Source organism: Thalassospira sp. MBR-102 (genome assembly GCF_040549275.1).
GTDB classification, from domain to species: Bacteria; Pseudomonadota; Alphaproteobacteria; order Rhodospirillales; family Thalassospiraceae; genus Thalassospira; species Thalassospira xiamenensis.
The window spans coordinates 200,974-221,025 of sequence record NZ_JBEPTC010000005.1 but is presented as its reverse complement, the minus strand read 5'-3'; the positions used below and the strand labels follow the sequence as shown (position 1 = coordinate 221,025).

At 45.9% G+C, this 20,052-nt stretch carries 15 protein-coding genes and 1 pseudogene; 15 read left to right on the top strand and 1 reads right to left on the bottom strand.

The annotated features are described in order from the left end of the window. The first annotated feature begins 5 nt into the window (after positions 1 to 5). The 15 genes and pseudogenes from ABIE64_RS11545 to ABIE64_RS11475 all read left to right on the top strand — a co-directional run bounded on the left by ABIE64_RS11545 (position 6) and on the right by ABIE64_RS11475 (position 18,787). Positions 6 to 917, top strand: a complete 912-nt coding sequence (locus ABIE64_RS11545; RefSeq protein WP_083195715.1) for a class I SAM-dependent methyltransferase — start codon at positions 6 to 8, stop codon at positions 915 to 917. 11 nt (positions 918 to 928) lie between these two features. After that, positions 929 to 3,481 (top strand): glycosyltransferase, encoded by a 2,553-nt coding sequence (locus tag ABIE64_RS11540; protein ID WP_354377508.1) that lies wholly within the window; start codon positions 929 to 931, stop codon positions 3,479 to 3,481. A 10-nt stretch (positions 3,482 to 3,491) separates the two neighbouring features. Continuing rightward, on the top strand, positions 3,492 to 5,375 hold the full coding sequence (gene asnB / locus ABIE64_RS11535; protein ID WP_354377507.1) for an asparagine synthase (glutamine-hydrolyzing): 1,884 nt from the start codon (positions 3,492 to 3,494) through the stop codon (positions 5,373 to 5,375). A 12-nt stretch (positions 5,376 to 5,387) separates the two neighbouring features. Then, a complete protein-coding gene (locus ABIE64_RS11530) occupies positions 5,388 to 6,713 on the top strand; it encodes a glycosyltransferase family protein (RefSeq protein ID WP_354377506.1) in 1,326 nt (441 codons plus the stop codon). A gap of 7 nt (positions 6,714 to 6,720) precedes the next feature. Beyond that, the gene (gene asnB / locus ABIE64_RS11525; protein WP_065701749.1) at positions 6,721 to 8,634 is read left to right on the top strand and encodes an asparagine synthase (glutamine-hydrolyzing); all 1,914 of its coding nucleotides are present in this window, start codon (positions 6,721 to 6,723) and stop codon (positions 8,632 to 8,634) included. Between the two features lie 53 nt (positions 8,635 to 8,687). Continuing rightward, on the top strand, positions 8,688 to 9,626 hold the full coding sequence (locus tag ABIE64_RS11520) for an NAD-dependent epimerase/dehydratase family protein (protein WP_065701748.1): 939 nt from the start codon (positions 8,688 to 8,690) through the stop codon (positions 9,624 to 9,626). Positions 9,627 to 9,634: 8 nt separating this feature from the next. Beyond that, the gene (locus ABIE64_RS11515) at positions 9,635 to 10,576 is read left to right on the top strand and encodes an NAD-dependent epimerase/dehydratase family protein (RefSeq protein ID WP_065701747.1); all 942 of its coding nucleotides are present in this window, start codon (positions 9,635 to 9,637) and stop codon (positions 10,574 to 10,576) included. Positions 10,577 to 10,719: 143 nt separating this feature from the next. After that, entirely contained in the window at positions 10,720 to 11,781 is a 1,062-nt protein-coding gene (locus ABIE64_RS11510) for an NAD-dependent epimerase/dehydratase family protein (protein ID WP_247643531.1), read from the top strand. A gap of 2 nt (positions 11,782 to 11,783) precedes the next feature. Continuing rightward, the gene (gene wecB, locus ABIE64_RS11505) at positions 11,784 to 12,827 is read left to right on the top strand and encodes a non-hydrolyzing UDP-N-acetylglucosamine 2-epimerase (protein WP_065701745.1); all 1,044 of its coding nucleotides are present in this window, start codon (positions 11,784 to 11,786) and stop codon (positions 12,825 to 12,827) included. Continuing rightward, positions 12,824 to 14,038: a CgeB family protein gene (locus ABIE64_RS11500; RefSeq protein WP_065701744.1), complete on the top strand. Its 1,215-nt coding sequence runs from the start codon at positions 12,824 to 12,826 to the stop codon at positions 14,036 to 14,038. Before wecB ends, ABIE64_RS11500 begins: the two co-directional genes overlap by 4 nt. 882 nt (positions 14,039 to 14,920) lie before the next feature. Further along, a complete protein-coding gene (locus ABIE64_RS11495; protein ID WP_354377505.1) occupies positions 14,921 to 15,223 on the top strand; it encodes a hypothetical protein in 303 nt (100 codons plus the stop codon). Positions 15,224 to 15,698: 475 nt separating this feature from the next. Next, positions 15,699 to 15,899: pseudogene (locus ABIE64_RS11490) on the top strand (DUF6538 domain-containing protein); the annotation flags it as partial. 24 nt (positions 15,900 to 15,923) lie between these two features. Further along, complete coding sequence (locus ABIE64_RS11485) at positions 15,924 to 17,540, top strand: site-specific integrase (protein WP_354377528.1); 1,617 nt, start codon at positions 15,924 to 15,926, stop codon at positions 17,538 to 17,540. 262 nt (positions 17,541 to 17,802) lie between these two features. Further along, on the top strand, positions 17,803 to 18,051 hold the full coding sequence (locus tag ABIE64_RS11480) for a helix-turn-helix domain-containing protein (protein ID WP_354377504.1): 249 nt from the start codon (positions 17,803 to 17,805) through the stop codon (positions 18,049 to 18,051). After that, positions 18,044 to 18,787 (top strand): hypothetical protein, encoded by a 744-nt coding sequence (locus ABIE64_RS11475; protein ID WP_354377503.1) that lies wholly within the window; start codon positions 18,044 to 18,046, stop codon positions 18,785 to 18,787. The genes ABIE64_RS11480 and ABIE64_RS11475 overlap by 8 nt, the downstream gene beginning before the upstream one ends. On the opposite strand, the gene ABIE64_RS11470 is transcribed toward ABIE64_RS11475, so the two are convergent. Continuing rightward, a complete protein-coding gene (locus ABIE64_RS11470) occupies positions 18,776 to 19,687 on the bottom strand; it encodes a Dam family site-specific DNA-(adenine-N6)-methyltransferase (RefSeq protein WP_354377502.1) in 912 nt (303 codons plus the stop codon). The genes ABIE64_RS11475 and ABIE64_RS11470 overlap by 12 nt on opposite strands. Positions 19,688 to 20,052: the final 365 nt, after the last annotated feature.

Here is a 20,052-nt window from a genome sequence, read left to right as displayed (position 1 = left end):
TAAGAATGAATTCTTGTCCGAATTGTTACAATGTAACCCGCGCACGAGAAGACGCAGGACATGAGTGTGCGTCTTGTGGTTGGGGCTCGGGACGAGTTGGTGGCGTTGTAGAAATGCTAAGCCAGTCGGATCGCGAGAGTCGGGCATTCAAAGAGTACCTGACGAACTACGATGAAATTGCTGAAGATGACTTGTCTGAATCCATTTTGGATCGGACGTATATCGGCCACCAAGCAAACAATATGCTAAAGTATATTGGCAACGTTACAGGTTCTCGTGTTTGTGAGCTGGGGGTTGGTCAAGGTGTTCTTGCTAAAGCTCTTGTCTCTGCAGGAGCTGAATCTGTAGTTGCTGTTGATATCTCCCTTCCATATCTTAAGAGAATGGAGAATAAAAGATCGATTCAACCGGTTCTCGCTAACGCAGAAAACCTACCGTATCTTAACGAGTTTGATATTGTTACCAGTACCGATGTAATGGAACATGTCTTGAATGTTGGATCCTATCTTATTAGTGTTAATCGGTCATTGAAAGTAAGAGGTAGGGCGTATATTCGAGTGCCTTACCGGGAGTCTTTATTAAAGTATTCTCCGAAAATGGGATGTAAATATGAGTATGTCCATTTGAGAAACTTTAATAAAAAATTGTTGCGCGACATGTTCGTAGATGCAGGTTTCTCGATCAGAAAATATCATATTGATGGATATAGTATTTTTACTCCTCGAGATATTTATATGGATAATAAATCATTTAAGAGGATTTACGAGTTAATTCAAAAGAAAGTATTGGAAAAGATAGGTAATCCGTCTGATGTAAATAAGTGGAATAGTTTGCTGTGTCGGGTATTTATGCGGCCTCATGAGATTGTTGTGGAAGCAGTAAAAGAAAAGCATATTGAATTAAAGTCTGGATATTAGAGATTATAAATATGTTTTATTCTATTTCTGATGATTTTGATTGCGTTCTTATGCTGACTTGGTCCGACTGGGACAAAGAGGCGATAAGTAATAGATTTCATTACGCTACTAGGTTTGCAGATAGCCTGCCTGTTCTTTTCTTTCAGCATAAGAATACAATATCATCGGAAGTTCGGGTTGTTGATACCCAGTATAAAAATATTGAATTGGTCAATGTGAGTGTGCAACTCACGTTGCGAGATGTATCTACTATCAAGAAAATTCTGCGCGCCCGCGGGTATCGGCGTCCGATTGTGTGGGTATACGACCCCATTAACTATAAGTTATTGATAGAATCTTTAAGTTCAGGATTTAGAGTTTATCACGCAACTGAAGATTATTTCACCGATACCAAAGTTTGGGAAGATGGCATCCACGACATAAGAAAGTCCTTACGATGGATCTTGCCGAAGGTCGATATGGTTGTTGCATGTAGTAATGGTGTCGCTAACTCTTATGCACGCGCAATTCCTGCTATTAAGAACATGCAAGTAATTGAGAATGGTTGTGATCTGGGCTTCATTGATAGTGTTGTGCCAGAGACCGTGTCACGCAGGGATTCTGATAAAATTGCTGTATATCAGGGCGGGGTGAACGATCGGCTTGACTTTGGTATGATCCGCACCTTGGTTGAAAGCCTTGACGATTGGACATTCAAGTTTATAGGGGAAGAAACTACACGCAATAAAGATTGGAAAGCGATCAAAGAGCTGCCAAACGTCATTTATTTGGGGGCGCTAGACCGCAAGAATCTTTACTTGGAATTGAAATGCTCGACGGTAGGGTTGATCCCATTCTATGTCGATGCCTGGATTAAAAATTCTCTGCCTCTTAAGGCCTTTGAGTATGTTGCATGCGATTTACCCGTTGTTAGCGTTCCAATTGATGCCCTGCAAAAGCATCCCGATACTTTCGCAATTGCAAGTAATTCAGATGAGTTTGTGCAGCAGATTGTAAAATTGCAGTTTGTGTCGAGTGATGGTCAGGCCAAGAATCTGCGTAGAAAGGTTGCTCAGGAGAATTCATATAATTCCCGTTTTAATGCTTTGTTGGCGAAAATCGAGGATGAGATAAATAAGAGCAATCAAAAAAGCGCAAATATCGCATTTTTATACGACGCAGGTGCTGTTGAGACCAAAACGGTTCAAGAACACGTTGCTGCTTTTACGAAGTACAGCTCCAGCCGCATATTCAACATCCCATGCTCGATTTATGATTGGCAGGCTTTATCTGCGGATCCAGGCGAGGTCGACTTTTCGTCATTTGATTGCGTTGTTTTGCATTACTCGATTCGGCTATCTATAGTTGGACATCTGCAAGAGAAGTTTTTCAATAAAATGAGAAACTTTGACGGACTCAAGATACTCTTTATTCAAGATGAATATGAGAATACCGAAAGAGCGCGTTCCTACATCGAGACGCTAGGTTTCGATATTGTTTACACCTGTGTGCCGGAAGACTACATCGAAAAGGTATATCCTTCTTATCGGTTTCCAGGAACAAAGTTTATCAACAATTTGACCGGATATGTTCCCGAAAGCCCGGGGATTGAGGACTTTGGCATTCCTTTGGATCAAAGAGAGGTCCGGATTGGCTATCGTGGGCGTCGGTTGCCACCGATTTATGGTCAACTTGGATATGACAAGTATATCATCGGTGAGCAAGTAAAGAAGTTGGCTCAAGAAAAAGCAGTGTCTATCGATATAGAAGTCGATGATCAATTTCGAGTTTACGGGGATCAATGGTATAGATTCTTGGGAAGTTGCAGGGCAACGCTGGGAACTGAAAGTGGCTCCAATGTCTTTGATTTTGACGGAAGAATTTCCGATCAATTAAAGAAAATGAGCGAGAGGCTATCACCGGACTGCTATTACGATCAAGCTCTTGAGCTTGTTTCCAGCGTCGAAGGGGAGATTGTCATGAATCAAGTTTCTCCTAAGATATTCGAAGCAATAAAGTTAAGAACGGCGCTCGTTTTGTTCGAGGGGGACTATTCCGGGGTTGTTCGGCCTTGGGAGCACTATATTCCTTTGAAAAAAGATTTTTCAAATATTTATGAAATATTTGATCTTTTGGAAAATCACGAATTTTTGGAAAATATGACCGCCAAAGCTTATGAAGATGTAATCAATACCGGGCGATACAGTTACCAAACCTTTGTTGAGAATTTTGACCGGGTCATTAGTCGCTACATAAGATGGCCTAGGGAAAACAATATTTTTGCGTTATATGTCGATCAGGTTCCGGGGGATACCGTGGTAAAGCAGATTATGCCGCCATTGCCTCTTGGAGTCGTTGATCGTAAAGAGTTGTTGGCTAATATCTCCAAGATTCATTTCAAAAAATCCGGGGGATGGCTAACGATAAAAATTCCGAGCATAAACAGAAAGAACGTCAAGTGCGTAATTCGTAAATACGTTGTCGGGACAATCCAAAACAATAAATGTCTGTACGCAGTGTGCCGTGCTGTTTGGCAGAGAATACCTGCGAAGATAAAAGAAAAAATGGTCACTAATATTTTGTAACAGGCGCGTCATGTGTGGAATTGTGGGGATATTGTCTCCGGTAGTACCTGTCGAGACAAAATTGTTATGCGAATTGCGCGACAGGTTGAGACACAGAGGACCCGATGCCTGTGGCGAGTGGATGTCGCCCAAACGTAAGGTCGCATTTGGGCATAGAAGACTTTCGATTGTTGATTGCTCTGAGGGGAGCAATCAACCGATGGTGTCAGCTTGTAATCAATATGTATTGGTGTTCAATGGGGAAATCTACAATTTTATTGAACTCAAGGAAGAACTGTCAAAGCTTGGGCACAAGTTCAGAACATCTGGCGATACAGAAGTACTTCTTACTGCGTTGATAGAGTGGGGGGAGGGTGCATTATCTAGACTTAATGGTATGTTCTCTTTGATTTTTTATGATCGTTTGCAGAAACGGTTGCTTGTCGCGCGAGATCGTTTCGGTGAAAAACCACTTTTTATTGGTTTCGGAGATCTAAGTACTGTGGTCATTGCCTCTGAAATGAAGGCGATTACAGCGCATCCGCTTATTGATCTTACCATCGATGACCAAAGCATTACGGCCTACGCCAAGGGTGACTGGTACGAGAATGACGAGCGCACATTTTTTGTAAATATTAAAAGGTTCCCCGCAGCAACGGCGAGATGGTTGTCTGTTGAAGGTCGGAATATCAAGGAATGGAAATATTGGACGCCTGATTATTCCGTCGTTCGGGATGTAGATGCGGTATCGGATCTCAAGGCCAAGCTTGAAAAAAGCGTGGCAATGAGGCTTCGGTCTGATGTTCCTGTTGGTTCTAGCTTATCTGGTGGGCTGGATTCGTCTGTAATCGTCGGCATCATTGCTAATCAAAATGAAAGCAATATTAACACACAACATACATTTTCTGCCTGTTTTCCCGATGATGCAGATATTTCCGAAGAAAATGAAATTGATGCTGTCCAAGAATTTACGCACGTAAACTCATTGAAGGTATCGCCCAACCCGGAAGGACTTAAGAAAGACTCATTGATGCTGCATTGGCATCAGGAGGAGCCTTTTCTCTCGGCGTCTATCTATTTGCAGTGGTGTGTTGCCCGTCTGGCAAAGGAAAACAACGTGACGGTCTTATTGGATGGGCAGGGGGCTGATGAGTTGCTGGCCGGTTATCAATATTATTTTAAGACACGTCAGCTTGATCTTATTGATCAAGGATATTTCGATGTAGCAATGAAAGAGACGCAGGCGTTTAATGGCAGGCTCATCTCAGCATCTGAGGGGTACAAAAAGCCGGAGCGTCGGTTCAACGCACAAGTTGCGTTCAGTAACGAAGAAATTGCTTCACTTATACAGAAAAAGAAAGCTCGAGGAGGCTCAAAGGATCAAAAGGCTTTGGGGGCTGAAAATAGTGATCTTAGGAGAATTCTATTTGATGCTGTCACCTATAACAGCTTGCCTATGTTGTTGCGGTATGCTGACCGGAACTCTATGGCCTTTTCAAGAGAGGCGCGCCTGCCTTTTCTGGATTACGAATTCGCTGATCTTTGCATGAGCCTACCTGATGACGCATATATTCGAGACGGGTGGCAAAAGAGGATCCTGCGTGAATGTGCTGCGGGCATCGTCCCCGAGAGTATCAGGTGGCGGGTTGACAAAGTTGGGTATGCTGCTCCGCTGGATCACTGGATGAGGGGAGAGTTGAAAGACTGGTGCTTTGAGAGGATCACCGACGATAGATTAAGCGGGATTGACGGATATTATCAAGATGAAGTGCTTAAGTTGTGGGAAGAGCATCTGGGCGGTCGGAAAAATAACTCTTGGGCTCTCTGGAAATGGATTAGTTTGGTCGAATGGTTCGAATTGAACGACCGTGGATGGTGGAGAAGCGGGGGACCTGCCGCGCTGGCTGATAGTTAGTCGGATACTAAAATGAATATAATTGTTCTTTATTCAAATGTTGGGCGAGAAGCAGGAACTGTGAATGATCACCTTCTTGCGTTTAAGAACTGGAGCCAGCATCGAATTGCTTTAGTGGACGTTATGTCCGCGAAGTCGATGAATATAAACTTTGATACTTTTGATGTAGTAGTTTTTCACTATTCTGTAATTATATCTAATGAACAGTACGTATCAAAAGGGGTTTTTAATGACGTATCAGATTTCAAAGGATTAAAGGCTGCCTTTGTTCAGGATGAAATGAGATGGGCTGACAAAACTAGTGCAGCGATAAATGACCTCGGAATTAATCTTGTCTTTACTATATTGAATAATTTTCAAGCCCAGCAGGTGTATCGCAATGTTGATTTTACGAGAGTACGCTTTGTATCTACTTTGACCGGCTTTGTTCCCGAGCACTTGTTGTCGCGCACTGTCCCCAACTATTTGGACAGGCCTGTCGACGTGGGATACCGGGCCCGAAAGCTACCTGCTTGGTATGGTGAGTTCAGTCAAGAGAAGTGGAAAATCGCCGAAAATTTCTTGCTGGATGCGCGTAAATATAAATTAACTTGTGATATTTCTACAGAGGAATCCTGCCGTCTGTATGGTGAAAAGTGGAACTCATTTCTGGCCAACTCGAAAGCTGTGCTGGGTACAGAAAGTGGTGCAAGCTTTATTGATTTCACAGGCCATGTATCTTCCAAGATTGAAGAATATGTAAGGCTTTATCCCGAAGCAACGTTCCGCGAAGTTCAAGAGCTATTCATGGAAGGGCGTGACGGTTCAGTTGTTATCAAGGCAATTTCACCGCGTTGTTTCGAAGCTGCGTGCCTGAAAACTTTGATGATTATGTACGACGGAGAGTATTCGGGGGTCCTTGAGCCTAACAGGCATTTTTTAGTTCTCTCTCGTGACCATTCAAATATGAAGGAAGTTGTCGATTTTATTCGCGACCCTGCGAAGGCGAACAAGATAATAATGGCGGCGCATGAAGAAGTGGCTCTTTCTTCAAAATGGACACTGAAGACTTTTATAGCTGCCTTTGACAAAGAAATATCGGCCAGCTTTGAGAAGCTTAATATTCCAAGAAAGGCTGATATGGGACTGAAGTTCGTTACTGAGATAGAGCGATCGTCTGATAAAAAATCTTTGGGGTTTAAGTACCGAATGAGGTTTGCTATTGCCCTATCGTCATTGTGGGGCAAATTCAAAGGGGCTATGCGTAATTCGAAGTCTCCAGTATTCCGACGGTTGATTCAGATCGTAGAATGTAAAATAAAGCCTTTCGTTAGAAAAATTTTGTTCGGTTGGGGGTAAGGTTAAGATGTGCGGCATTGCTGGGATTATTTCTCTTCGCGGTTCGGAGTTGGGCCGTCTGGATGATAAACTTAATGTAATGAATAAGTTGATCGCACACCGCGGCCCAGATGGCGCAGGCACTTGGTCTGCAAAAAATAAGAGTGTTGGTCTTGCTCACCGCCGTCTTTCGATCATTGATCTGACCGATCATGGTGCTCAGCCGATGACAGCACCGAATGATACGGTTCTAACGTTCAATGGCGAAATCTACAATTATATTGAGCTTAAGAAAGAGTTGTCTCCGATATGGTCGTTCGAAAGCTCTTCAGACTCTGAAACAATCCTTGCTACCTACGAAAAGTATGGCACTGATTGTGTTCAGCATTTTCGAGGCATGTTTGCGTTCGCAATTTGGGACGAAAAACGCAAACGCTTGTTGGCGGCACGTGACCGTTTCGGGATTAAGCCCTTTTACTATGCTATAGTTGAGGGCAACCTGATTTTTGCGTCGGAAATTAAGGCGTTGCTGCCGCTGCTTCCCGATATTCGTACCGACGCAGGGGCTTTTGCCGAATACCTGACCTTCCAGTACACAATTGGCGAGCACACTCTGTTTGAAGGTGTGAAGCAATTGATGCCAGGCCATCAGCTTATTGTAGAACGCGGCCAGGTACGGGTCGAGCGCTACTGGGACGTCCATTACGAAATCGACTATGATCACACTGCTTCTTACTTTGATGGTAAGATGAGAGAACTTCTTGATGACTCAATTGATGTCCATCTGAGAAGCGATGTGCCCGTCGGCAGCTATTTGTCTGGCGGCATTGACTCAAGCCTTATAGCGATCCTGGCGCGGCAACATGCGCCAGAGAATAATCAGGCCTTCCACGGGAAATTTACCTGTTTTGACGGATATGATGAAAGCAGGTATGCGCAAATAGCTGCTGATCAATGCGGCTCTGAGCTCAATCAGATCGATATCACCGCAGAAGACTTCCGTGAGAATATTGAAAAGGTAATTTATCATCTTGATGTTCCGGTAGCAGGTCCAGGGTCGTTTCCACAGTACATGGTCTCAAAGCTGGCCAGCGAACATGTTAAGGTCGTCCTAGGCGGTCAGGGCGGGGACGAAATTTTCGGCGGATACGCCCGGTATGTTGTTGCCTATTTCGAGCAAGCGATTAAGGCTGCGATCGACGGGACCTATAAAAACGGTAATTTCGTCGTTACGCCTGAATCGATTATTCCAAACTTGGGCGTTTTGCGTGAATACAAGCCGCTGATCAAAGAATTTTGGCGTGAAGGTTTGTTTGAGTCTATTGACGCTCGCTATTTCCGGTTGGTTGATAGGTCAACCGATATGGTTGATGAAGTTGATTGGAGCTCATTGAGCAAGGAAAAAGTTTTCGAAGACTTCAAGGCGATATTTAACAATCGCGGGAACGTCCGAAAGGAAGCCTATTTTGACAGCATGACCCATTTTGACTTCAAGTGTCTGCTGCCAGCTCTTCTTCAGGTGGAAGACCGAATGAGCATGGCGCACGGTTTGGAAAGCCGCGTACCGCTTCTGGATCATCCTCTTATTGAGTTTGCAGCGACCGTACCGGCAGACGTCAAATTTGAAGGTGGCCATATGAAGCATATGATCAAACAGACATACAAAGATGTGTTGCCTGAGGGATTGTTGCAACGTCGAGACAAGATGGGCTTCCCGGTTCCCCTTCGCGAGTGGTTTGCCGGGGAGCTGAACGAAATGGTTCGCGATATTTTCCATGGTTCAAAGGCGCGTTCACGTGATTACATTAATTACGACGCCGTTCTGAGGAACTTTGATAAAGCAGGTCGTTTTTCGCGTAAGACATGGGGATTACTCAGTCTGGAATTGTGGCATCAGCAGTTCCATGATAAGGCCAGCGAATATCGTGCGATGTTGAATTAGACGCATACTTCGTTTGTATGCAGGGAACTACTTTGGAATAGGGTCTAGGATTTATGAAGGCATTTATTACTGGCGGTTGTGGACAGGTTGGGTCTCACATTGCAGAACTCTTTTTGGCGCGTGGTGACGAGGTTGTCAGCATTGACAACTTTGCGACTGGTCGTCCTGAGCACCTGTCAGCGCACCCAAATCTGACCGCTGTTGAAGGCTCGATTGCCGACAAGGGCTTGATCGACAAGCTGATCGGTGATTTTCGTCCAGACGTGATTGTTCATACCGCAGCTTCCTATAAAGATCCGTCTGACTGGTACAGCGACACTATGACCAACTGTGTTGGCGGTGCGAACCTGGTAAATGCTGCGAAGGAATTTGGCGTAGGCCGTTTCGTCTATTTCCAGACTGCTCTTTGCTATGGTGTTAAACCGAACGAGCAGCCGGTTACGTTGAAACACCCAATCAATGCGGACAATTCCAGCTATTCGATCTCCAAAACTGTGACCGAAGAATATCTTCGTCTTTCAGGGATTGATTACGTAACTTTCCGTCTCGCAAACGTAATTGGCCCGCGCAACGTAAGCGGACCGCTGCCAATCTTCTTTGATCGACTGAGCCAGGGCAAACAGTGCTTCGTGACAAAGTCGCGTCGTGATTTCGTGTTTGTTGGTGACTTGGCGCGTTATGCGGTGAAAGCTGCTGATGGTCAAGGCAGTGGCACCTACCACTTCTCATCGGGAACAGACGTTGCAATCATTGAGCTGTATGATGCGGTTGTTAAGGCCATGAAGCTCAATGAATATCCGGAACCGGATGTTCGGGACCTTGGTCCGGATGATGCTGAGTCAATTTTGCTTGACCCGTCTCGGACCTTTGCTGATTTCGGCGATATCGAGTTTACCCCGCTTGAAGAAACCGTCCGTCTTGGTGTTGAATATTATCAGGAGTTCGGCGTTCACGGTGGATACACTCACCTTAAGCACGACGCTAAAAAGTAAGTCTCGATATGAAAATACTGATTACTGGTGGTGCAGGCTGCCTTGGTTCAAACCTGATTGAACGGCTCCTTCCGCAGGGGCACGAGATTCTGGTTGTCGATAATTTTGCAACGGGGCGTCGGGAAGTCGTTCCCGACGTTGCCGGGCTTAAGGTTGTTGAAGGCACGATTGCTGACAGCAGCCTTGTCGACAAAGTCTTTGCTGAATTCCAGCCTGACTACGTCATTCATAGCGCAGCAGCCTATAAGGACTTGACTGACTGGACTGAAGATACACACACCAATGTGATCGGAACGATCAATGTTGTGAATGCTGCGAAAGCGCATAACGTTCGGCGCTTTATCAACTTTCAGACCGCGCTTTGCTATGGTCGACCGGCGGTTGTTCCAATTCCTGCCGATGCGCCGACTGCACCTTTCACAAGCTATGGCATTTCGAAGACGGCAGGCGAGCAATACCTTGCGATGTCAGGGTTGTCATATGTCTCGTTGCGACTGGCCAATGTCACGGGTCCGCGATTGGCAATCGGTCCAATCCCGACTTTCTACACTCGCCTGAAAGATGGAAAATCCTGCTTCTGTTCGGACACGGTTCGCGATTTTCTGGATATGAGCGATTTCTTTGATCTGATGGACTTGGTTTTGCAGGACGATGCGCCAACGGGCGTGTATAACGTTTCAACCGGTGAAGGTCACACAATCAAAGACATCTTCGATGCTGTGGTTGCGCATCTCGGTGTGACGTTGGATGAGCCGGTGAAAGTTGTACCTGTAGGTGATGACGACGTTCCCGCTGTGGTCCTTGATCCATCCGAAACGGAAAAAGCGTTCGGGTGGAAGGCGCGTGTGAATTTCGCAGATACCATAAGCAATATGCTTAAGTGGTATGACAATTATGGTGTGAGTGCGATCCACAGCCATTTGGCTGACCCGACCAAGGGTAGGAATTAGTTGGGGACACCCCGGTCCGCAGGAGTGGATCGGGGTGTTTCATTATTGTTTAGAAACAGTTTTGTGGAATGTAATCTCTCTGTATTGGTTGTTGTAAATACCGACACAGGGGCTGACTCAAGAAATAAATGGCGGGTAGTTCAGTGCTTGATAAAGAGTTTTCCAAGTTCAACGGCAAGAAAGTTCTGGTTGTTGGTGGTGCAGGTTTCGTGGGTAGCAACCTCGTCCTGAAACTGCTTGAACAAGATCCCAAAGAGATCATCATTGTTGATAACCTTCTCTCGTCGGACATTTCCAACGTTGTTGATGATCCGAGAGTAACCTTCGTTTTTGGTTCTATCACCAGTGACAAGATCCTGAAAAATTTGCCTGATGATTTGGAATATGCTTGGCATCTCTCCTGCTACCACGGTAACCAGTCGTCGATCCATGATCCCATGGCCGATCATGAAAACAATACCCTCACCAGTCTGAAGCTTTTCGAACGTCTCAAAGATATTAAATCACTCAAGAAGGTTGTTTACGCTGCTGCAGGATGCGCGGTCGCTGAAAAAACATTCGACGAAGCATCTGCAACATCTGAAGATGCCCCGGTGTCACTTTACCACGACAGCCCGTATTCAATATCCAAGCTGATAGGCGAGTTGTACGGCAACTACTACTGGGTCCGTCATGGGTTGCCGATTGTTAAGGCGCGCTTCCAGAATGTTTATGGCCCGCGTGAGATTTTGGGCGCAGGCGAATGGCGTGGAACAGTACACACGGTCTGGCGTAACGTAACTCCGACATTCATCTGGAAGGCTATGAATGGTGAAGCCTTGCCACTTGATAATGGTGGTAATGCCAGTCGCGATTTCATTTTTGTGGAAGATATGGCGCGCGGCCTTATGGCTTGTGCTGCCAAGGGCGAAGATGGCGGGATTTATAATCTTGCGTCCGGTGTGGAGACGTCCATTCTCGAACTTGCGACCATCATTAACGAGGTAACCGGGAATAAAACACCGGTAGATCTTAAGCCTGCTCGTGATTGGGACCGTTCTGGTAAACGGTTTGGCTCAACCGAGAAATCTCTTCGCGAACTTGGATTTGAATGCAGTGTTAGTGTCCGAGAGGGGATTGAGCGCACTGTTACGTGGATGAACCAGAACAAATCCACCATCGAGGCATGCATCAAGCAGCACGACTACTTCATGGATCGGGTGTAGGAATGCCAACCAAGGTTGTTACGGTCGTTGGCGCACGCCCTCAGTTTGTAAAGGCTGCAACGATTACCCGTGCCATTGACCAGACGCCTGATGTGCAGGAGGTGATGATACACACCGGCCAGCATTTCGACGCGAATATGTCGGATATTTTCTTCGATGAGCTTGGAATTCCTAAGCCCGCATATTCACTTGACGTCCACGGCGGAAATCACGGTCAAATGACGGGCCGTATGCTCGAAAAGATCGAAACTGTTCTTGTCGAAGAAAAGCCAGATTGGGTTCTGGTTTACGGTGATACGAACTCAACCTTGGCTGGTGCATTGGCAGCTGCAAAGCTACATATTCCAGTTGCTCATGTCGAGGCCGGTCTGCGGTCATTCAATCGTAGAATGCCAGAAGAAGTGAACCGGGTTCTTACAGACCATGTCAGCAATATTCTGTTCTGTCCGACATTTGCTGCGGTCCAAAACTTGACAAATGAAGGCGTAGTCGATCAGGTCCATCATGTTGGCGATGTCATGTATGACGCGACCCGTGACGCAATTGAACGTTTCAATGCGGACCCGAATAGTGCGCTTGTCGCTTCTTTGAAAGGCGTTCCTTACACGCTGTCGACGATACACCGTGCGGAGAATACAGATAGTGCGGAAAGCCTGAGCGAAGTGATTGAATTCCTGCGCGACAACTCCGCTGGAATGAAGATTGTTTTGCCTTTGCATCCAAGAACAAAAGCCGCAGCCGAGCGGTTCGGCGTCTCGCTTGACGGGATTGATATTATCGACCCGGTTGGATATCTGGAGATGGCCGGATTGATTGCCAATTGCACGCAGGTCTTTACAGATTCCGGAGGGTTGCAGAAAGAGGCTTATTTCCACGCCAAACCCTGCGTTACCCTGCGCAGTGAAACCGAGTGGCCCGAAACAATCGAGGCGGGATGGAATCGTTTGTGGAAAGGGCCAGAGGCCGGCCCACGCAAAGAAATTACCGAGTTTGGTGACGGACGTGCAGCGTTTGTCATCGTCGAGAAAATTTTGCGTGCGTCATGAGCTCTTCTTCAATACGCACGCTGCTTCTCTATGCCGAATACACCACTCGGCTTTCTTATTATGACGACTGGACTGAGGCTTTTGAACGAAGCAGCAGATTCGCTGTAACGAAGATCAATATCTGTCAGAAAGGCAACCTGAGCGACTTAAAAAAAGAAGTTTCTGAGGCCGATCTGATTGTTCTACTGCACTCGACTAACGGCGACACCACAATCTATTTGGAGCCGTTTGCAAATGTTCTAGCAGATCGTCGCGGAACACTGGTGAGTTTTGTTGGTAACGAAGTGAACTTGCCCGGTTCTCCAATTGGAGCCAAGCGTGATGTCTTGGCCGTAATCAGACCAGATTTCATCGCGACGCAGCTTCCCCTTGAAGCCGGAGAGTTTCTTTGGGGGGATTTGGTCGAGAACTCGGTGCTGGCTGTTCCACACGCTCTCAATCCGGATGCGTTTTACCCGGTATTGTCGGATGCAGATCGCGCAATCGACATTGGGGTTCGTGCTGTTCGCTATTTGCCTCATCTGGGGGATGGCGAGCGTAATAACTTGCATGACCTATTTTCGTCACCTGAGATGTCAAAAAAGGGGCTGAACGTCAATATCAGCACGGAGCGCTTGAACCGAAAGGGATGGGCGCAGTTTCTCAATAACTGTCGAGGCACCGTCTCAAGTGAAGCTGGGTCCTGGTGGGTGGAACGAGACGACGCGATCATAAACGAAATCCGGACATGGACCGCAGAACGCACCAAGGGTAAGGTTCTGGTTATTCCAAATGACTCTCCGCTTCGAAAAATCGGTCATAAATTGCCGTGGCAGATTAGAGCGTTTTTGAGAAAAGTGCTGAGTTCGGGCATGGTACAGCACGAATCTTCACTTAATGAGCAAATGGAGTTTGGTGAGATTTATTCGACCTTTTTCGAAGGTCGTCCTCGTCCGCCGTTCTATGCTAAATGCATCTCATCAAGGCATTTCGACGCAATCGGAACCCAGACGTGCCAGATACTGGTGAACGGGCGATATAACGATATTCTAAAGGCCGACGAGCATTATATCTCTTTGGCGTCAGACTATTCCAATCTTGATGACGTGCTGGACCGTTTTGGTGATGTAAACTATCGGAGCAACATCGCCAAAAATGCGCACCAATATGTGATGGCCTATCACACGTATGATCATCGAATTGCAGAACTTCTTATTGCTGTAGGATTTTAATAAAAATCTAAAGGTGGGTCATTTTATTGAAAAAAAACACAGCATGGCGTTCTTAAGTAGAGTAGTACTTCTGTATAGTGCGCTGACAATGTCTGCGGTTCTCGCTGCATTTGTGTATAATTATGATTTTATCCCGTATTTTTCAGAGCAAGATAAAAGTTAATTCAGAAATGACTTCATTTCAGAATATCGTCAAACAAAAGATTATTTGGAAATGGTGTTTGGTGAGGATGTTGAATCTGTTGAATACGTTGTTTTGCCGAATGTCCCGTCTAAGATAAGTTCTATAGAATTTCAAGAAGAAAAGATAGCTCTCAAAGTTGTCGATGGAAGCGTTCGTATTCCCTTGGTCAATGAGCCAGAGGACCACGAATACTCGATTATTGTTTTTTAAATGGTGAATATTTCGAGTTGGTTAGGCAGTCGCAGGGATGGTTGGACGCGACATTTTCTTTTGTTCACCAAGGGGGATATTCGATACTTAGCCGGCGCTCAGTCGGTGTTACTCGCTCTATTGATGTTGACTCGGAGCAAATAGCCTTTGCTGGGGGGGGGGGCTGCAAGCATCGAATATCAACCTACAGGGAATAGTCAGTTTAGAGAGGTGCGGTATGCAACAGGGCTTCTCGAATAATTATGGGAAAAGCCTTTGATGCAGGGGCCAACAACTAAAAGTTATGCATCATTTCTTGATCTTGGATTTGAAGATAAAATGAGCCAGCTTATGAGTGGCGATTTTGTAGTTCTGTGCCAAGGCTTTCGGGACATATTTCTACATGCATCTTTGTTTACTGATGCATTCCAAGCAAGAGCGGTTGAGGCCTACAATTATAGCCCTCAAATTCCAAATTTGATCTCTTATAGCCATTCTACAGTGAAGATTTGGATAGAAGAATTGAAGAGATGGGTCGTTTTCGATCCATGGTTGGCTATTATGGTAACAATGGAGGGGGGGCAATAGGCTCTCAAGAGTTGCAAAGATACTTTGGTCAAGGAAAAAAACTTTCTGTTCTTGATGTATTGCCTAGAATGCATAAGAAAAAAGATGGAGAGATTGTATATATTGATTTCGATCCAAGTAGTACTAATATGTCGAAATTTGATTTCTCGGAAGAGGGGTGTTCTCCAGGGTATGAGCAATATTTTCAGAATATTGTGATTCGTCAGGTTGTCCTGCTTGAATAATGAGTGATATGTGGTCTTGTCGCTCCTGTGACTCTGTCTCTATCCAATATACGCCATATATTAATCTCCATTGGTTCTTGGCTTTGATCTCAACTGTCAAACGACTCTGCGTCGATTTTCGTCTTTGTAGTGGAATTCGACTGGGTGTGCCTTGAAACCGGATTTTTCAAACGGGAGCAGATACCAGCGACAGTATGTTATAGCAATTACAGTGCTTTACTATGCAGAGTGCTGCCTTGGTTGGTGTAAGGCGTCTCTTTTCCAAGATCCCTTGTGGCGCTTGAATATGTGTTTCTTGAGAGTTCTGGATCGCTTTGGAAGTGTTGTGGGAGGGGGGGTAAGGATTCCCAACAGCTAAATCTTCTCTGGTGCGAACGTGTAAATGGCGGAGAGGGTGGGACACTTATGATATGTGAAACTCCACTCTCAACACATTGAAGATAAATAAAAACAAAAGGTTAGCTTGTCAAGCGGTGTGACACAGGAGTGTGACACATTGAGCAGACAGAGCCATATTTTTCGGCGTGGGGCAGTATACTACTTCCGAATGCGGATTCCCCTCGATCTGAAAACCAGAATTAATCAATCAGAACTTAGATTTAGCCTCCGAACTCGCAACTTTTCGCTTGCAAAAGTTGCAGCTCTTGGGCTGCATACTCGTGCGTATGCGTTATTCCATCGGATAAGAGGATGCCCCAGTATGAACGACCGGCAGATTGTCGAAATGATCCGCACTTTCTTTAAAAATGAGTGTGGGGAGGATTTCTTTTGGCGTCAGATTTCCGACATACCGGATATGCATCGCGAAGAAGCAAAAGAGATTCTAGCTGAACGGATCAAAAACCGTGATGCGGTCGAATCGGAAATTGCGGACAACCTTCAGAATGGTGGTTTCAGTGCAGTTGAAGGGGACCTTTGGAAGGCACTATTGCTGAACGATCGTCTTGACCTCAACGACCAAGGGAATGCTGTTTACCGAAAATTGGGCCACGGTTTTTTGCGTGCAAAACGTGAAGCTAATCGCCTTGCAGCGGATGCAGATAAAGGGCGTTTTCAGATGGACATCCAAGACCCGTTGTTTTCCGATAGCTCAACGGATCAACTGGTGCGACTTTTCCAGCTTAGCACGGGGATTCTTCCCGACGAGGATGACGATCAGGATTGCCCAGCATCAGAGGTCGCACCTGTTGTTGAAACGCCAAAAGCCACAACCTTGCCAAGTTCGAGCAACCGGTTGCGCCTAACACAAGTTTTTGAGAAATGGCGTCGCTTTAGAGCCCCGACGGAGAGAACGGCGGCAGATTTCGGAACACACGTTAAGCGCTTTTGTGATCTCATAGGTGATTTGCCCGTTGACGAAATTACGACGAGTCATATTCGGGATTTTAGGGACGAGGTTGAAAAGATACCGGCGAGAATGACCCAAGCACAAAGGGCAATGGATACCAAAGCGCTGATTATGTCACTGGAAGGCAGAGATGACATTCCTCGTCTGAGGCCTCAAACGGTGAAGGACAAGGCTCTTGCTGCAATCGCTGCAATTCTGGGCTTTGCTTGTCAGGAAGGTATGGTTGATCGCAATGTTGCTAACGGTGTCGCAGTTAGAAAAGCCAAAGAAGATGAGGATGAGCAGGAAGTGCTTTTCTTCTCGCCGGAACAAGTGGAAAAAATAATCAGATCTCCAGTATTTTCGGAGGGGGAAAGGCCTCTTGGAGGGGCATCAGAAGCAGGGTTTTGGGTGCCTTTGATAGCCTTGTTCTCTGGCGCTCGACTGACCGAGGTTTGTGGTCTCGAACTTGAGGACATCGGGCGGGAAAAAGATGTGGATTTCTTCTTTATTCGTCCTAACTCAACCCGAAAGCTAAAAACAAAATCCTCGCGTCGTAAAATCCCGGTGCATTCAAAACTGATTGAATGGGGGTTCCTCGACTATGTTGAGCATCAGCGCAAAACAAATCAAAACAGGGTTTTCGATCAGGTCAATGCGAAAGGGCATACAATCAGTTCGGCTTGGTCTGCGTGGTGGGGAAGGTATATTCGAAAAGTTGTTGGGATCGAGGACAGCAGGATCAAATTCCATTCTTTCCGGCACACTGCTCGACGGGAATTGCTGGACAAAGAAGTCAACGAATTGTTGGTTGATGCCATTATGGGGCATTCAAGCGGTAAGGTATCCGAGCGATATGGTCGAGATTCAGATGGTCTTACCTACTCAATGGAAAGGTTGAAACCCGCGATAGAAATGCTTGTCTTCGAAGGCGTCAATTTCACCAGTATTAGACCACCAAAATACAAAAAATCAGGAAAAAGCAGCTGATGACTCCAGCAAAGTTTTCGGGCTTCTGTCCTTGTATCAGTCGCCGGTGACTTCGTTAAATTCAGGTAGCTTTGTGCCGAGTTCCGCTGGATTGCAGTAAGATCGTTTCGCCCTGCGCTTCAGGTTAAGCCTTTCACTGCTCATTGGTGCGTGTAAATAGCCTATAGAGATCAGTAATGAATGCCAATCTGTCCTTGGGGTTCATGAAAAGATACTTAGAGTCTGTCGATTTATAGGGTTCTTTGCGCTACCAATAGTCGTCATGAGCAATGAGAGCAATCAGCGCCGGAAGTCCGTGATCTTGCAAGACATTTTTGCAAGAAATGTTCGTGTTGAGCGAACCAAAATGGGAATAACCCAAGAAGAATTGGCCGCAATCTGCGGGTATCATAGAACATATATAGGGTCTGTTGAGCGAGGGGAAAGAAATATAACACTCGCCACAGTCGAAGCTCTAGCGTCTGCTTTCGGTGTGAAACCATTTCAACTTTTGGTAGATGATTATGAGTGAGATCCCTAAGCCCGAAGAAATGCCGCAAGATTTTTACGAACTGTGTATATCAATTACCGCAAAACGTGCCAAAACGGTCATCGACCACATAATGAAAAATGGTTACATCACCACAGAAGAGCTGAAAGACCAGTATGGTTATGACCATCCCCCAAGAGCGGCGCGTGACGTTCGTGAAAATGGCATTCCCCTTGTAACTGACAAGGTTTTAAGCAGTTCAACAGGCAGAACAATCGGGGCATATAAGTTCGATTACAGAAAGCGGGTAAAGGGGCGCATTGGCGGCAGGAAGGCATTTTCTGTCAAGTTCAAGCGGGCGCTGATAGACAGATATGGCTCCAAGTCTGCCCTGACGAATGAACAAATTGATGCGAGATATTTGCAGATTGATCACCGTATCCCCTACGAGGTTGCAGGGAATGATGCTGGTGAGGATGTTGAGCATTACATGCTCTTGGATGCTTCTGGACAGCGCGCAAAAAGTTGGTCGTGTGAGAATTGTAGCAACTTCCGCACATCAAAGGATAAAAAGGTGTGTGAGAGCTGTTTTTGGGCCTACCCTGAGGCATACACCCATATAGCCACTCGGCCCGAACGCAGACTGGATGTTGTCTGGTCCGGGAGTGAGTGTGTTGTATACGAAAGGTTCTTAAAGATGGCTGCGTCACACAGGTGCACGCCCCAGGAGCTTGTCAAAAACGCAATTAGGCGAATAGTAACGCAATCAGGCGAATAGTGATGCTTGCTGATCTGTCCTGATGCCGGTCTTTTGGCACCAGTTGTCAGCGTGATGCGATAGGTGGCTTGATAAATAAAGGCTTTCTACCGTCTCTTGTTCCCTGCCTGACAGAGTGGCTTGAGATGATCGGCCTGCCGAAATCCATAGTCGCTCCATCATCAGGCTTCTCGGTAGTTCCTCTGCATACTCAGTGTCGCCTGTTTTTCCATCGTACGACAGTATGAAAGGAACATTTTTGTTGTTTAGATACTCCAAGCCCTCTGTTAGAGATTCTCGATCCAGCTGCATGAAATAACGCTTGTCTCGGCCATAGGTCGTTCCGTGATACGGGGGGTCCATGTAAACAAGATCGCTTGATGTAGCTTTTTTAATGCTATCTCTGAAATCTCCGCACAGAACTGTAGATTTACCTTTTAGCACGTGGCTCGCTGCCAAGATGGATTTGGCCATTGTTTTGGGATTTGTTCCCAATCTTCTCTTATCGGCAGATTGCGTGAAGTTCCCATGTTTGTTGAACCTCACAGCGTTTTTTACGCACCTCGCCACCAGATAGAGAAGGTCGATAGGGTCTTTGCTGGTATTGAACCTATCGCGGACGGCGAGAAAATGATCGTATGCAATTTCTTTATCGCCGCACCAAACATTTTCATATTTTTTTGCCGTTGCCTCCGGATTGTTGATTATTTCAATCCAAAGGTTGGTCAGAGGCTCCAGCGTATCGGAGATTACGTAATGCTTTGCAATGTTGTTCGATGCTGCATAAAGCGTAACAGCCGCCGAACCAGCAAAAGGCTCGTATAACACTTCTGTGCCACGGGGTATCAAAGCGCAAATGCGCTCTGCCAATCCTTTCTTGCTGCCCTGATACGGTATTACGTGGGGGACTCTGCTTTGCATTCTATGTCTTCCGATTTTTTGCAGTTATAGCTACTTAAAGTCATCTTAAGGTGTGATGTCATTGAGCGCAAGGAATTATGCACAACATGATGATAGCTGTCACACCATCTTAGGACGTTTCTTCGCAGCTGCCTCTTGATGACTTGGAGAGCTTGCATGGTTTGAGTTGTCGCCCTCTTGGACACATTTTTGTGCTGAAACCTGCTGGTTAGGGCACTTGCTTTCAAACTTGAAGTGGCGAAAGCTCAAAAATAAGAACGCTTGGCATTCAGTTCCATTAATTGGAAATATCAGGATTCCGCTCCTATATCGTTGATTATGAAAGATATAGGGGCGGGTATATGAAAAATACACGTGATTGGACG

What these genes read in the sequence shown, in the direction of transcription:
- ABIE64_RS11545 (WP_083195715.1), top strand. Translation starts at nt 6, where the DNA reads ATGAATTCTTGTCCGAATTGTTACAATGTAACCCGCGCACGAGAAGAC.
- ABIE64_RS11540 (WP_354377508.1), top strand. Translation starts at nt 929, where the DNA reads ATGTTTTATTCTATTTCTGATGATTTTGATTGCGTTCTTATGCTGACT.
- asnB (WP_354377507.1), top strand. Translation starts at nt 3,492, where the DNA reads ATGTGTGGAATTGTGGGGATATTGTCTCCGGTAGTACCTGTCGAGACA.
- ABIE64_RS11530 (WP_354377506.1), top strand. Translation starts at nt 5,388, where the DNA reads ATGAATATAATTGTTCTTTATTCAAATGTTGGGCGAGAAGCAGGAACT.
- asnB (WP_065701749.1), top strand. Translation starts at nt 6,721, where the DNA reads ATGTGCGGCATTGCTGGGATTATTTCTCTTCGCGGTTCGGAGTTGGGC.
- ABIE64_RS11520 (WP_065701748.1), top strand. Translation starts at nt 8,688, where the DNA reads ATGAAGGCATTTATTACTGGCGGTTGTGGACAGGTTGGGTCTCACATT.
- ABIE64_RS11515 (WP_065701747.1), top strand. Translation starts at nt 9,635, where the DNA reads ATGAAAATACTGATTACTGGTGGTGCAGGCTGCCTTGGTTCAAACCTG.
- wecB (WP_065701745.1), top strand. Translation starts at nt 11,784, where the DNA reads ATGCCAACCAAGGTTGTTACGGTCGTTGGCGCACGCCCTCAGTTTGTA.
- ABIE64_RS11500 (WP_065701744.1), top strand. Translation starts at nt 12,824, where the DNA reads ATGAGCTCTTCTTCAATACGCACGCTGCTTCTCTATGCCGAATACACC.
- ABIE64_RS11485 (WP_354377528.1), top strand. Translation starts at nt 15,924, where the DNA reads ATGAACGACCGGCAGATTGTCGAAATGATCCGCACTTTCTTTAAAAAT.
- ABIE64_RS11480 (WP_354377504.1), top strand. Translation starts at nt 17,803, where the DNA reads ATGAGCAATGAGAGCAATCAGCGCCGGAAGTCCGTGATCTTGCAAGAC.
- ABIE64_RS11475 (WP_354377503.1), top strand. Translation starts at nt 18,044, where the DNA reads ATGAGTGAGATCCCTAAGCCCGAAGAAATGCCGCAAGATTTTTACGAA.
- ABIE64_RS11470 (WP_354377502.1), bottom strand. Translation starts at nt 19,687, where the DNA reads ATGCAAAGCAGAGTCCCCCACGTAATACCGTATCAGGGCAGCAAGAAA.